The 15,090-nt window shown below is 28.7% G+C and carries 14 protein-coding genes; 4 read left to right on the forward strand and 10 right to left on the reverse strand.

What is annotated here, in order from left to right; all coding sequences use genetic code 11:
* The first annotated feature begins 1 nt into the window (after position 1).
* Together D3Z07_RS09615 and D3Z07_RS09620 are read left to right on the forward strand one after the other, a co-directional pair.
* The gene (locus D3Z07_RS09615) at positions 2 to 1,606 is read left to right on the forward strand and encodes an FAD-binding protein (RefSeq protein ID WP_122893754.1); all 1,605 of its coding nucleotides are present in this window, start codon (positions 2 to 4) and stop codon (positions 1,604 to 1,606) included.
* Positions 1,603 to 2,340: a succinate dehydrogenase/fumarate reductase iron-sulfur subunit gene (locus D3Z07_RS09620; protein WP_122893755.1), complete on the forward strand. Its 738-nt coding sequence runs from the start codon at positions 1,603 to 1,605 to the stop codon at positions 2,338 to 2,340. Before D3Z07_RS09615 ends, D3Z07_RS09620 begins: the two co-directional genes overlap by 4 nt.
* A gap of 35 nt (positions 2,341 to 2,375) precedes the next feature.
* Here D3Z07_RS09620 and D3Z07_RS09625 read toward each other — a convergent pair whose 3' ends face one another.
* The 10 genes from D3Z07_RS09625 to accB form a co-directional block, all read right to left on the reverse strand.
* The gene (locus tag D3Z07_RS09625) at positions 2,376 to 3,446 is read right to left on the reverse strand and encodes a TRAP transporter substrate-binding protein (RefSeq protein ID WP_122893756.1); all 1,071 of its coding nucleotides are present in this window, start codon (positions 3,444 to 3,446) and stop codon (positions 2,376 to 2,378) included.
* A gap of 140 nt (positions 3,447 to 3,586) precedes the next feature.
* Positions 3,587 to 4,657: a TRAP transporter substrate-binding protein gene (locus tag D3Z07_RS09630; protein ID WP_122894214.1), complete on the reverse strand. Its 1,071-nt coding sequence runs from the start codon at positions 4,655 to 4,657 to the stop codon at positions 3,587 to 3,589.
* Entirely contained in the window at positions 4,654 to 5,286 is a 633-nt protein-coding gene (gene bluB, locus D3Z07_RS09635; RefSeq protein ID WP_076082828.1) for a 5,6-dimethylbenzimidazole synthase, read from the reverse strand. The genes D3Z07_RS09630 and bluB overlap by 4 nt, the downstream gene beginning before the upstream one ends.
* Positions 5,287 to 5,589, reverse strand: coding sequence for a hypothetical protein (locus D3Z07_RS09640; RefSeq protein ID WP_076082825.1), 303 nt, complete (start codon positions 5,587 to 5,589; stop codon positions 5,287 to 5,289). It abuts the gene before it with no gap.
* Positions 5,590 to 5,647: 58 nt separating this feature from the next.
* Positions 5,648 to 7,438, reverse strand: coding sequence for an asparagine synthase (glutamine-hydrolyzing) (gene asnB / locus D3Z07_RS09645; protein ID WP_122893757.1), 1,791 nt, complete (start codon positions 7,436 to 7,438; stop codon positions 5,648 to 5,650).
* A gap of 8 nt (positions 7,439 to 7,446) precedes the next feature.
* On the reverse strand, positions 7,447 to 8,361 hold the full coding sequence (locus D3Z07_RS09650) for an AEC family transporter (RefSeq protein ID WP_122893758.1): 915 nt from the start codon (positions 8,359 to 8,361) through the stop codon (positions 7,447 to 7,449).
* 99 nt (positions 8,362 to 8,460) lie between these two features.
* A complete protein-coding gene (locus tag D3Z07_RS09655; protein WP_228200540.1) occupies positions 8,461 to 10,041 on the reverse strand; it encodes an inorganic phosphate transporter in 1,581 nt (526 codons plus the stop codon).
* A 240-nt stretch (positions 10,042 to 10,281) separates the two neighbouring features.
* A complete protein-coding gene (locus D3Z07_RS09660; protein WP_076082815.1) occupies positions 10,282 to 11,811 on the reverse strand; it encodes a DEAD/DEAH box helicase in 1,530 nt (509 codons plus the stop codon).
* Positions 11,812 to 12,065: 254 nt separating this feature from the next.
* A complete protein-coding gene (locus D3Z07_RS09665) occupies positions 12,066 to 13,418 on the reverse strand; it encodes an acetyl-CoA carboxylase biotin carboxylase subunit (protein ID WP_076082812.1) in 1,353 nt (450 codons plus the stop codon).
* Between the two features lie 9 nt (positions 13,419 to 13,427).
* The gene (gene accB, locus D3Z07_RS09670) at positions 13,428 to 13,889 is read right to left on the reverse strand and encodes an acetyl-CoA carboxylase biotin carboxyl carrier protein (RefSeq protein WP_076082809.1); all 462 of its coding nucleotides are present in this window, start codon (positions 13,887 to 13,889) and stop codon (positions 13,428 to 13,430) included.
* A gap of 160 nt (positions 13,890 to 14,049) precedes the next feature.
* On the opposite strand from accB, the gene D3Z07_RS09675 reads away from it, so the two are divergent.
* Entirely contained in the window at positions 14,050 to 14,490 is a 441-nt protein-coding gene (locus tag D3Z07_RS09675) for a deoxycytidylate deaminase (RefSeq protein ID WP_076082806.1), read from the forward strand.
* 3 nt (positions 14,491 to 14,493) lie between these two features.
* Positions 14,494 to 15,072, forward strand: a complete 579-nt coding sequence (locus tag D3Z07_RS09680; protein WP_076082804.1) for a class I SAM-dependent methyltransferase — start codon at positions 14,494 to 14,496, stop codon at positions 15,070 to 15,072.
* Positions 15,073 to 15,090: the final 18 nt, after the last annotated feature.

Here is a 15,090-nt window from a genome sequence, read left to right on the forward strand (position 1 = left end):
GATGTATGATGTAATAATAATAGGTTCTGGAGCAGCTGGATTAACAGCAGCTTTAACTGCGAAACAAAATGATACAAAAGTATTAGTAATAGCTAAAACATATCCAACACATTCACAAACAGTACAAGCCCAAGGTGGAATAAATGCTGTTTTATATGAAGATGATGATAGTGTTGATATTCATACACAAGATACATATACGGCATCAAGAGAACTTAGTAATAAAGATAATATTAACTTTATGTGTAAAAATGCTAAAGATACAATAAACTGGCTTGATAGTATTGGAGTTCCATTTACAAGAAATGATAGTAATCAAATTGCACAAAGAAAGTTTGGTGGAACTAAAAAACTAAGAACATGTTACTCAAGTGATTACACAGGATTAAAAATTGTTCATACATTATATGATCAATGTATAAAAGAAAATATTAACTTTTTAAATGAACATATGCTTCTTGAATTAATAGTAGAAAATGATACATGTAAAGGTGCTGTTATTTTTGATATACAAGAAGGAACTATAAAAGAAATATTATCTAAAAGCACAATAATTGCTTCTGGTGGTTATGCTGGTATTTATTCAAACTATACAACAAATTCATTTTCTAATACAGCAGATGGATTAAATTGTGCATTAAAAGGCGGTGCAATTTTATCCAATATGGAATTTGTACAGTTTCATCCAACAGCCTTAGAAAATAGTAATATATTAGTAAGTGAAAGTGCTAGAGGAGAGGGTGGTTTTTTACTTGATGAAAACAAAAAAAGATTTATTGATGAATTAAAACCTAGAGATGAAGTCGCTCGTGCAATATATAAAAGAATAAACCAAAATCAAAAAATATATTTAGATTTAAGACATTTAGGTCTTGATAAAATAAATGAAACTATGCCTCAAGAAAAAAGACTTGCACTAGAATTCTCGAATGTCAAAATTGAAGAGGAGTTACTTCCGATTAATCCAGCTGCACACTATTCAATGGGTGGAATAAAGACAGATATAGATAGCAAAACAAATATAAAATCTTTATATGCTTGTGGTGAAGTTGCTCAAGCATCAATTCATGGTGCAAATAGATTAGGTGGTAATTCTTTATTAGAAATTGTAACACTTGGTAAAGTTGCAGGTACAAATGCATCAAAGAATAATGTAAAGTCTAGTAATAATATAAATAAAGAAACAGCTAGTTTTATTAAACAAAAAAACTTTATCGATGAAGTTTATTTATATACAAATGAAATAAACTTTTATGAAGAAAAAGAAAAATTAGGAAAACTATTTTTCAATAATGTTGGAGTATTTAGAAATGAAAAAAATCTAACTTTTGCATTAAAAGAAGTATTAGATATAAAACAAAATATAAAACAAATGGGTATTCAAGATAAATCAAAACAGTACAATAAAAATCTTATTGAATTTATAGAGTTTATAAATATGATTGATATTGCAGAAATAATTGTTAAAACTGCTTTACAAAGAAAAGAAAGTAGAGGAGCTCATTATAGAGATGATTATCCATCTGAACTTGAAGAATATCAAAAAAACTCTTTTGCAAGAATTCTTAAAAATGAACTTCAAATAGATTTTGAGGATGTAATATGAAAATAAATATAAAAAGATTTAGTAAAGAGAATGAGAATAAAAATAGTATAGATTTCTTTGAAACAAAAAAAACAAATTTACTTCAAGCCTTGATTGAGATAAAAACTAAACAAGATCCTAGCTTAACATTTAGATGTGGATGTAAAAGTGGAGTTTGTGGTTCTTGCTCTGTTCTTGTAAATGGTGTAGAAAAACTAAGCTGTAAAACTAATGTACAAGAAAATGATTTGATTGAGCCTTTGAAGAATCGTTCAGTAATAAAAGATTTAGTTACAGATGTTTCACATGAAACATTGCTAATAAAAACTTCAAATGCATTTTTAGAAAATATAAGTAATGAAGAAATTACAAACAATGATATAAAACTAATTGATACACAAAGTAATTGTATACTTTGTAATTCATGTTATAGTTCTTGTCCTGTTTACGATGTAAATAAAGAGTTTCTAGGCCCTTTTGCACTAACAAGAGCATTGAGATATGTAAATGATAAGAAAGTCCTTGATAATAGCTCTATAATCGCTTCTATACAAGATAAAGGTATTTGGGATTGTACTTTATGTAGTGCATGTACTTTTGTATGTCCTCAAGGTATTGATCCTAAAGCAGATATTATGCAATTACAAAATATCTCTGTTCAAAAAGGATATGAAAATCCTAATTTATCAAACTTTGATACTTCTATGAATTTTGGAAGTAATGATGATTTTGGATTTAATCCAAATGGATTTTAATTAAGAGCTAAAGGCTCTTAATTAATTTTTGTAAACTATTTTAAATTATCTTTTAAGTATAGATAATCAGACATCTTAGTCCATTCTCTAGCTTTTTTTAGATAAGAATCTTGTGAATCTAAAATCTCTTTTAACAAATCACTTTTCTTAGATACTTCTAATCTAATCTTTTCATTAGATTTTTTCATTTCATCCATTACAACTTTTGGAAAAGTTTTGATTTTAATATCTGGATAATCAGTTTTGATTTTTTTCCAAGCAGTTGCACTCATATCATAATTTTGAATATACATATCGTAAGCAGATACTCTCATTGCAACAAGTAGAATTTCTTGTAAATCTTTTGGAAGTTTATTATATTTTCTTTTATTAACTAAAAATTGCATTTCAGAAGCTGGTTCATGCCAACCTGTATAATAAAATGGTGCTACTTTATGAAATCCCATTTTTATATCCATTCCAGGCCCAACCCATTCAAGAGCATCTAAAGTTCCTCTTTCAAGTGATGTATATAATTCTCCAGGAGCCATATTAGTAACAGCAACACCTAAATCAGCCATAATTTCACCTGCAAGTCCAGCAATTCTCATTTTAAGACCTTGTAAATCATCAGGTGTATTTATTTCTTTTTTAAACCATCCACCCATTTGAACACCAGTATTACCACCAGGAAAAGATAAAACTTTATGTTTGCTATATGCTTTTTGCATTAACTCTAGACCACCACCATAGTAAAACCATGCATATTGTTCAGCCGCAGTCATACCAAAAGGCATTGTAGTAAAAGGTAAAGTATCAATATCTTTACCTTTCCAATAATAAGAACCTGAATGTCCCATATCATATTGACCACCTTTAACCATATCTAAAATACCTAATGGAGCTTTGTGCTTATTAGAAGAATCTACTCTAATAAGAAATCTTCCATTAGACATTTTTTCAACAAGTTTTGCCATTTTAATTGGTGAATCAATTAGAGGTGAAAGAGTTTTCCCCCATGTAGTTGCAAGTTTCCATTTATAAACTTTATCTGCAGCTTGAGCATTTACTGAAATTGTTGCAATTAAAGCAGACGCTAGTCCTAACTTTGTAATAGTTTTTATCATTTGTTCTCCTTGAATAACAAGAAGTATATATTTATAAGAGTATTATTTCTCTTAATTCATACTTTATATGAAAAAAGAAAGAGTAGATTAAGATAAGAAAGAAGTACAAAAAGAAGCTAATTGCTTCTTTTTATTTATTGTTATTTTAAATTATCTTTTAAGTATAAATAATCAGACATTTTTGTCCATTCTCTAGCTTTCTTCTGATAAGCATCTTGTGAGGCTAAAACTTCTTTTAATAAAGCACTTTTAGCACTAACTTCATCTCTTAATTCTTTATTTGATTTTTTCATTTCATCCATAACAACTTTTGGGAATGTTTTAACTTTGATATCAGGATTATCTTTTAACATATTTTTCCATGCAGTAATATTCATATCGTAGTTTTTAATATACATATTATATGCAGCTGTTCTCATTGAAACTTTTAAGATTGTTTGTAAATCTTTTGGAAGTTTATCAAATGATCTTTTATTAATTAAAAATTGCATTTCTGAAGCTGGTTCATGCCAACCAGTATAATAAAATGGTGCTATTTTATGAAATCCCATTTTAATATCCATTGATGGTCCAACCCACTCTAAAGCATCAATTGTTTTGCTATCTAAAGAAGTATAAAGCTCCCCAGGAGCAATATTTGTAACAACAACACCAAGTTTAGCCATAACTTCACCTGCAAAACCTGGAATTCTCATTTTAAGACCTTTTAAGTCATCAAGAGAATTAATTTCATTTCTAAACCATCCACCCATTTGAACCCCAGTACTTCCACCAGGAAATGATAATACTTTATGTTTTGAGTAAACTTTTTGCATAAGTTCTAAGCCACCACCATGATAAAACCATGCATATTGCTCAGGTGCAGTTAAACCAAAAGGCATAGAAGTAAAAGGTAATGTATTTATATCTTTACCTTTCCAATAATAAGATGCTGAGTGTCCCATATCATATTGACCACCTTTTACCATATCTAAAATACCTAAAGGTGCTTTATGCTTTGATGCAGTATCAACTCTAATTTTTAATCTACCATTTGACATCTCTTCAGCTAATTTTACCATCTCATAAGTTGTATCAATTAAAGGTACAGTTGTTTTTCCCCATGTAGTAGCAAGTTTAAGTTTATAAACTTTTTCTTTTGCTTGCATACTTACAGACATTGCCATAAGTAATGCAGATGTAATAGCTACTTTTGTAATCATTTTTTTCATATTTTTCCTTTTTTTAAGATTAATTTTTCTAATTTCTTCTTCTTTTTCCAACCAAGTTTTTTTAATTCTGGTTCATCATAAAACTCTTTTGTATATCCAAAGCATAAATATGCGATAAATTTGTAATCTTCTTTTTTGATATCAAATATATCATTTATTTTTTTCGGCTTTAGAATTGAAACCCATCCCATACCAATATTTAACGATCTTGCAGTTAACCACATATTTAAAATTGCACATATGACAGAATATTCACCTGTTCTTTTCATATAAGTTTGACCCAAAATATCTTTTTTGCTTTTTTTATAATAAACAGCAATATTGATATTTGATTCTTTTATACCTTCTAATTTAAGTGAAGAGTATAATTTTCTATCTTTAAATTTCTTTTTACTTTTTTCAAATGATTTTGAAAAGTGATTATAAACTAAGTCCTTTTTCTTTTTATCAACAATTATAAAGCGCCAAGGTTGTGAATACCCAACAGAAGGTGCATTTTGTGCTGAGTTTAAAATCTTTAAAAGTTTCTTTTTTGATATCTTTTTATTAATAAAATTATTACCTCTAACATCACGTCTTGAGGTAATAATATTTTCTAATGTAGTTTGATCTTTTTTATTAAAAATCATTTATACTGTAAAGTCGTGTAAATCTTTGAATAAAAAAGCTTCAACGATTTCATCAATACTTTTTTGTGTTGGAGCAATTAAAGCAATTATTCCTTCATCCATAAATGGCCAAACATATTCTAACTCATTTATAACCACTACTGCATCAATCCATACAGAAATATCTTCTCTTCTTTCTACAAACTCTATCTTCGATATTTTACCACCATCTAAAGTTACAAAAGCCCATGATTTATTTTCTTCTATTGATGCAATAACACATTCGTCTCTATTTGTTGAATCAACAGGTATTAGTACTGTCATATAGTCCTCTTTTAAAATATTATAAATTATATAAGTCTTGATTTTACACTTTTGTTTCTTAAGAAAGATACTCTTTTTTAAACCATAGTGAGAATATAAATAAAGAATACAAATGCTGCTTAAATTTTCTATCTAATGAAAGTGAATAAATATGTCTAATATACGTTTCATTAAATAATTTAGTTGTATTATTTACATCTAATATAGTATCTAAAATTGATTTTCCATATTCTTCATTTAGCCATTCATTAAAAGGTGAGTTAAATCCTTTTTTTGTTCTATTTATAATTTCATTAGGAATATATTTAGCTGCAATTTTTTTAAGTAAATATTTATTCGTATTTCCTACTTTTATATTTGAATCAACACTAAACATATAATTGACTAAGTTAAAATCTAAAAAAGGAGTTCTAACTTCTAGTGAATTTCTCATAGAAATCCTATCAACTTTTGAAAGTAAAGACTCTCCTAACCATATTTTTAAATCAATATAACTCATCCAATCAACTGGATCGTTTTTTGGTTTTTCAGCTTTATAACTAGGAAGCTTATTAAAAAGCTTTTTTCTTTGAATATCTGTATATATTTCTCCAAAAGAGTTATATAGAGTTTGTTTTTTTACGATTCTTCGTAAATATTCGCTTTCTTTTGTATTATTTTGTAAGGCTGAAACGATTGTGTTTAAAAAGTCATTTTGACCTTGTGAGAGTGTTTTTTCAAATTCATAATATTTTAAAAACTTAGCATAGTTATCATATCCTAAAAATATTTCATCACTTCCTTCTCCTGATAATACAGTCTTAATTCCGCTTTGATGAATATTTTGACTTAAAATATTTAAAGGAATTGCTGCACTATCTCCATGAGGTTCTTCTAAGGCATCTAAAGAGTCATGGAAGTTATTTATATACTCTTTTTTTGATATTATCACCGGATGATGATTTGAGCCTATATGCTTAGCTGTAATTTGTGCATAATCTAATTCACAATAATTTTTATATTCATCATATCCAACTGAAAATGTATTAATCTTTTTACCAGATATTTTAGTATAAAGTGCTGATATTAGTGAACTATCAATTCCACCACTTAATAAAGATGCAACTTCAACGTCACCCACAAGTCTTGATTCAACACTAGATATTAAAAGCTCTTCAATATCTTTTAAAGCTGTCTTTTCATCTTTTATTTTTTTATAGGTATTAATCTTATAATATCTTTTTTTTATAAGCTCTTTTGATTTTTTTGGTTCATAAATTAAATATGTTGAAGATTCAAGTTTTAAAATATTTTGATAAAAAGTATCCTCACCATATGATACAAAATATTGTAAATATTTATTAACAGCCACTTTATTTAAATTAGGTTTTTTATCAAGTAGCTTTAAAACTGATTTAATTGAAGAAGCAAAAATAAACTTGTTATCTTTAAAATAGTAAAAAAATGGTTTTTTGCCATATCTATCTCTTGCACAAAAATACTTTTCTTTTTTCATATCATAGATACAAAAAGAAAACATTCCATTTAATTTATTTAAAAAGTCATGCTCATACTTTTGATAAAGTCTAATAATTACTTCAGTATCAGATGCAGTTTTACACTCTAAGTTTTCATCAATAATTAACTGCTTATAGTTATAAATTTCACCATTAAAAACAATCAAGATATCATCAAAAATCATAGGTTGATTTGCTTCTTCATTTAAATCAATAATTGCCAATCTATTATGACCAAATTGCATGTTATTTATTTTCACACTTTTTTGGTAATCAGGACCACGATTATTTTGTATTTGCAAAGCTTGTTCAAAATCATTTGATAAAAAATTACTACCTAAAATTCCACACATAAAAAGTCCTATTTAATAAAGTATTCAATAATTTGAATATAAGGATATAAAAGAAAAACAAAAATTACAGATGAAATTAAAATCGAAGCTGTTACATCATATGGTTTACAGTTGTATAAAGCAGCTAAATTTACATTATTAACAGCAAGTGGTACCATTAGCTCCATAATTAAAATTGATGCCACATAAGCGTTTAGATTCGTAAAATATAAAATGATAAATATTCCAAATAGTGGTAAAAATATATGTTTGATAAAACTAATATGTAAAGATGAATACCAAGGCATTGATTTGATTTTGATTTTAGATAAATACATACCAAAAATAAGTAACTGAATAACCATAGAAGCATAAGCTCCCATTTCTAAAGCAGTATAAATATTTTTATTGATTCCAATACCATTATAATTTACAAGTAAAGCTAAGATTGCAAACCAAATACCAGGTATTTTTGAAATTGAGAAAATTGCTTCTTTTAATGAAAATTGCTCTCTTGCAAAGAAATAAACTGAGAAAATATATATAAATAGTATATTTGCAATATTTATAATACTAGTATAAGGAACAGAAGCCATACCAAATAGTGCAATTCCTAAAGGAATACCCAAATTACCAGTATTACCTACAAGTGCAGTTGCTAGATAAATAGATTGGTCTTGTCTTTGTTTAAATATCTTTTTATTTACTATTAATAAAATTAGTAAGGAAATTAAAACAATTGCTAAATATACTAAAGGAGAGGCTATAAATGCATAATCAATAGGAGCTTTTGTTAGTCCCCAAAAGATTAAAATAGGTTGAAAAAAGTAAAGAGATAAAAGAACTAATGTTCTTTCATTAATTTCATCACTAAAAACTTTCTTAGCTGCAAAACCTAAAACAATGAAAAAATAAACTGGTAAAACTGATAAGATAGCTTCGATAGAGAAATTCCTATTTTTTTCGTGATTTTATCATAAAGTTATAAAATCTTTCAAATAGAATAAAGAGTAAGGTCTTAGGCCTTAAGTAGATATTTCTACTTAAGACATAATTCCTTTTATCATAAAGAATACAGCAGCTGAAAGAATAGCAGCAGCAGGTACAGTAATTACCCATGCAGCAATAATTTTTTTAACTGCATCTCTTTTTACATACTTAACACTTTTTGCTTCTTTAACATCTTTTTTCTCTTGTTTTACAATCTCTTGTTTTTCTTCAATACTTTTGTATAATTCAACAATTCTCACATAATTAGTTTTTGATTTTTTTTCAATAGCTTCTAATTCATCAAGCTCTTTAGTCATTGAGTCTAATTCTTTTTTATGCTTTTTAAACTTTTTTCTTAAACCTTGTAAAAATCTACTTTCATTAGAATCTAAATATTCTCGTAAAAAACCTACCCCAAATACACCACCAACTGCAATATGAGTTGAAGAAACAGGGAGTCCAAGTTGAGATGCAATAATAACAGTAATAGATGCAGCCATAGCAATTGAATAAGCTCTCATTTGGTCTAATTCAGTAATTTCAGAACCAACTGTTTTAATAAGCTTTGGTCCATATAATGCAAGTCCAACGGCAATACCTAAAGCACCAACTGCCATTACCCAAAATGGAATATCAACTTTTGAATGAATTTCAGAGTTCATAACAGCATCATTAATAGCAGCTAATGGTCCAATTGCATTTGCAACATCATTAGCACCATGAGCAAATGATAAAAGTGCAGCTGCAAAAATTAAAGGAACTGTAAATAGTGTATTAACACTAACTCTTGTATTTTCAAGCTTATCTGCAGCTTTTGCAATTAATGGTTTTACTAGTATATATGCTATTACTGCAATTATTAAAGCAATTCCAGCAGCAGTAAAGAAGTCTAATTTTATTAATCTTTTAATACCTTTTAAAATTAAATAAGTAGAAAATGCCCAAGTCATAACAGCTATTAAATAAGGAACAATTATTTTTGCAGAACTTACCATATCTTTTTTATAAACAATCTTAGTTTTAATAAGATAAAGAAAAGCTGCAGCAATAATTCCACCTAAAACAGGAGATATAACCCAAGAAGCAGCAATTTTCCCCATTGTTCCCCAATCTACAATAGAAAAACCTGCTGCTGCAATACCTGCACCCATAACACCACCAACAATTGAGTGAGTAGTTGAAACTGGAGCTCCAACAGATGTTGCAAAGTTAAGCCAAAGTGCAGCTGATAATAAAGCAGCTGTCATAGCCCAAATAAAGATTTGAGGGTCAGAAATTAAAGCAGGATCAATAATACCTTTTTTAATAGTCTTAACAACATCACCACCTGCAACAAAAGCACCAAGAGCTTCAAATGTAGCTGCAATTATAATTGCCCACATTAATGTCATTGCTTTTGAACCAACAGCAGGTCCTACGTTATTTGCAACATCATTAGCACCAATATTCATAGCCATATATGCACCAAATACTGCACCAATAACTAAAAATGTGTTATTTGGAACATCACCATGTGAAGTATAAGACCAAAGAAAAACTACTACCATAAAAAGTAATGCAAGTGAAAGTTTAGCAAAGCTTGAAACTGTTTTCTCAGTAGCTTTATCTATAGAATCGAAAGTTTTAATATCCAATGTAACCCTTTTGTAATTTTAAATGGATATTATTTTAGTGGAAAATTACTTGCTAAACCTTTAAATAAGCTTAATTTATTTATAGCTAAAGTAGTTAATTTATGATAAAAGACTATATTATATACCTGAAAAATTTGTAAATTTTACAATATTAGAAAAGATAAAAAGAGATTTAGGATTATTATTTTGTATTATATACTATAAGTAGTTTTTGAAGTTTATTGGGTGTAGAAAAAGAGATTAATCTCTTCTTCTATTTCTATCGCCTGATCTTCCACCAGACCGTCCGTCAGATCTACCACCAGATCTTCCGCCTCTATCTCTATCACCGCCTGATCTTCCACCAGAACGACCATCAGATCTTCCACCACCAGATCTTCCGCCTCTGTTTCCACCTCGGTAACCACCTCTACCTCGACCTCGACCACCTCTGTCATCGCCTCTTGGAGCATTTTCAATAAGTCTTTTAATATCACTTTCAGATTTACCGATTTTATCGTTACCTTTTACATAAGTAGAAGAAGCAACCATAGAAGCTAATTTAAATGCAATTGTTGAAATATCAAATTCTTCTTTTAATTCTTCAACTAATTGTAAAGCGTAATCTTTAATATCTTGTTCAGTAATTTTGTCTTTTAAATCTGCAACTTTTTTTACTTTAACAGAATCAATATTTGGAACAATTTTACTTTCAAGTTTTGTACCAATATTTTTTTCAATTTTTTGAAGCATTCTGAATTCATGTGGAGTTACAATTGAAACAGCAACACCTTCTTTACCTGCACGTCCTGTTCTACCAATTCTATGTACATATGATTCAGAATCAAATGGTAAGTGGTAGTTAAATACGTGAGATACATCATTTACATCTAATCCTCTTGCAGCAACATCTGTTGCAATTAAGATTTCTAATTTAGATGATTTAAAAGCTCTAATTGCTTCTTCTCTTTGTCTTTGCTCCATATCACCATGAAGACCTTTTGCCATAAATCCTTGAGAAACTAAGAAAGTTGATAATCTATCAACTTCTTTTTTTGTTCTACAAAAAATTATTGATTTTGTAGGATTTTTAAAGTCGTATAATCTAATTAATGCATCATCTCTTTCTCTTTCATCAACAACATAATATGTTTGTGTAATTTTAGAGTTTGTAACATCTTTTTTAGTTAATGTAACAAATGCTGGGTCTTTTAAAATTGTTTTTGCAAGATTTTTAATAGCTTGAGGCATAGTTGCAGAGAATAATAAAGTTTGTCTTTCTGCTGGCATAAATGTAAAAATTTCTTTAATATCATCTAAGAATCCCATGTCAAGCATTTCATCTGCTTCATCTAAAATTACGTAAGAAGGTTTAATATTAATTTTTCCACCTCTTAATAAATCTAAAAATCTTCCTGGAGTTGCAACAATGATTGAAGACCTATCAATATTTCTTAATTGCATAGAGTAAGATTGCCCACCATATACAGTTGCTGTATTAAAGTTTAAATTTTTACCAAATCTAAATAATTCATCTGATACTTGCATTGCAAGTTCTCTTGTAGGAACAATAACAACAGCTTCAACACCTTGTTGTCCCTTCATCATATTAATTACAGGAAGTCCAAAAGCAGCAGTTTTACCTGTACCTGTATGAGCTTGACCAACCATATCTTTTCCTTCTAAAACAATAGGAATTGCTTCAGCTTGTATTGGTGATGGTTCTTTAAATCCTGCAAAATCAATTGCTTTTTGTAACTGTTCTTTAAAATTGAAATCGTTAAAAGTCATTTTTTACCTTAGTATATTTTTATTAAATGATACACGGTTATATAAGTAGATCTTATCTTCCCATTAATGTACGATTAAAGCGTAATTTCAGTTATGTCAAAGTTGAGTTATTTTATCAAAAATGAATCTTTGATATGAATATGTAAACATATTATCAAAGTAGAATGGGGTATATAAATGTGTATAATTTGGCGGATTATATCTAATTTTAGATAAATTTAAGCTTTAAGAAATAGGGGTTAATCCCTTATTTCTTAAATATCATCAAGTGATTTGTAGTTTTCTAGGTATTTTGTATCATATTCATTTGAAATAAAATCTTCATTTTCCATCATTTTTTTATGGAATGGAATTGTAGTTCTAATTCCTTCTACTTCAAACTCATTTAAAGCTCTTTTCATAATATTAATAGCTTTATTTCTATCTCTTCCCCAAACAATTAGTTTTCCAACCATTGAATCATAATAAGGAGGTACAACGTATCCTGCGTATAAATGTGAATCAACTCTTACATTTCTTCCACCAGGAACCATCCATTGTGTAACTTTTCCAGGACTTGGTAAGAACGAATTAGGATCTTCAGCTGTAATTCTTACTTCAATTGCATGACCTCTAAATTTGATTTTTTCTTGTGCTGGTAATTTCTCACCTTGTGCAACTTTAATCATCCATTCAACAATATCAAGCCCAGAAACCATTTCAGAAACAGGATGCTCAACTTGAAGTCTTGTATTCATTTCCATAAAGTAAATATTTTGCTTATCATCTGCTAAGAATTCAAAAGTTCCAGCACCTTCATACTTAAGGAATTTTGTAGCTTTAACAGCAACATCATGTAAATGAGCTCTAGTCTCATCATTTAATAAAATTGCAGGTGATTCTTCAATAACTTTTTGATGTCTTCTTTGTAAAGAACAATCTCTTTCACCTACATGAATTGCATTTCCATGAGAATCTCCAATAACTTGAACTTCAATATGTCTTGGGTTATTAATAAATCTCTCAAGGTACATAGTACCATCACCAAATGCAGCTAAAGCTTCAGAAGAAGCAGCCATGAATAGCTGATCAAAATCAGACTCATCATTAATAAGTCTCATTCCTCTTCCACCACCACCAGCAGATGCTTTAGCCATAATTGGATAACCAATTTCAAGTGCTACTTTTCTACCTTCTTCAAGTGAATGAACAGCACCATCTGAACCAGGTACAACTGGAACACCAGCTTTAATCATTTCATCTTTTGCTTTTGATTTATCAGCCATTTTTTCCATTACTTCAACAGAAGGACCAATAAATTTAATATTATGTAATCTACAAATTTCTACAAAATCTTGGTTTTCAGAAAGGAAACCATAACCTGGGAAAATTGCATCACATCCTGTCATTTCTGCAGCAGTAATTAGTGCAGGAATATTTAAGTATGAATCAGCAGACTTAACATCACCAATACAAACAGCTTCATCTGCATGTTTTAAATATGATGCATTTTTATCACCTGCAGAATAAACTGCAACTGATTTCTTACCCATTTCTCTAATAGTTCGTATAGCTCTTTGAACTATTTCTCCTCTATTAGCAATTAATATTTTTTTAATTTCAGCCATATGAAATCTTTATATTTTTTCTACAGTAAATATAGGCATATCATATTCAACTGGGTCACCATCTTTAACTAAGATGTCAATAATCTTACAATCAAATTCAGCTTCAACTTCATTCATAATTTTCATAGCTTCTAAGATACATAAAGTTTGACCTTTTTTAACTGTATCTCCAGCTTTTACAAATGCAGGAGCTTCAGGTGATGGAGAAGCATAGTATGTTCCTACCATTGGCGAATCAATTGTATCACCAGTAACAGCAGTGCTTACTGCAGCTTCAGAACTAGCAACAGCAACAGGTGCTGCAACAGGAGCAATTGGTGCAGCAACAGGTGCAGCAGCAGTAGTTACAACCGTACCACCTTCAAATCCAGTTTGCATAGAGATTTCAAATTCTCCATCTTTAACTTTTAATTTGTTTAATGCACTCTTGTCAAATACTCTTATTAATTCTTTGATTTCTTTAAAATCCATAGTTAGCCTTTTTATTAATCTTGTCAAATTTTCAACATGTTATCACAATTTTAATTATAATTTTATTTTTGTTAAAACAAATAAGCATAATTTAAGTTTATAGCAATGATTTTTATTCTTTTATTTGCTATACTTCTATAAATAACCACAAGGTACAAAAATGTTAAAAGACCAAACATTTATAAATATTGCAAAAGAAATAGCAAGTGCTTCAAAATGTGTATCAAAACAAGTAGGCGCTGTAATTGTAAAAGATGGAAGAATACTCTCAACGGGTTATAATGGAACTCCTGCTGGATATACAAATTGTAGTGACCATTGGAATGGAGAATATACAAAAGACCATCATGACTGGTCTAAAACTTACGAAATTCATGCTGAAATGAATGCAATAATTTGGGCAGCAAGAAAAGGAATTAGTATAGAAGATGCAACAATTTATGTAACTCTAGAACCTTGTAGTGAATGTTCAAAAAATTTAATAGCAAGTGGAATAAAAAGAATTGTTTACGATAAAGCCTATGAACATACAAACTCAGAACTTATCTCTAAATTTATTAAAGATAACAATGTAATAATTGAACAAATAGATAACTGCTAAATCATGGCAAATATTGGATATAAAAATAATACTCAATTTTATAAAAGAGTCATAAAAAAATATGGGATTAGTGCTAGAGGAGTTCACTGGAGCTGCGAAGAGTCACAGTATATACGTTTTAAAGTATTAACACAATTTATTCAAGACGAAGTAAAAGAATGTGTAATTGTTGATGCAGGTTGTGGCTTTGGTGAATATTACAACTATTTATTTGATAATGATTTTAAACCAGAAAAGTATATTGGTATTGATTGCGAAGAAGAAATGATAAACGCGGCATCAAAAAGATTTTTAAATACAAAATTCGTTTTAAAAAATATACTTGAAGATAAGCTCCCTAGTGCTGATTATTACATCTGTAGTGGAGCTATGAATACTCTAAATGAAGATGAAGTTTTAACTTTTATAAAACGTTCATATAAAGCTTCAAAAAAAGGTTTTGTTTTTAATTTCTTAAAAGATGATCCATTAAGTGATATTTCTATAAATACGGTGCTAAAATTTTGTAAAAGCATCTGCTCACAAATAAAAATAAAAGATGATTATTTAGAAAACGACATTTCCATTTATTTAAAAAAATAAAATATCATACCAATTTCA

Source organism: Arcobacter peruensis, from assembly GCF_003711085.1.
GTDB classification, from domain to species: Bacteria; Campylobacterota; Campylobacteria; order Campylobacterales; family Arcobacteraceae; genus Poseidonibacter; species Poseidonibacter parvus.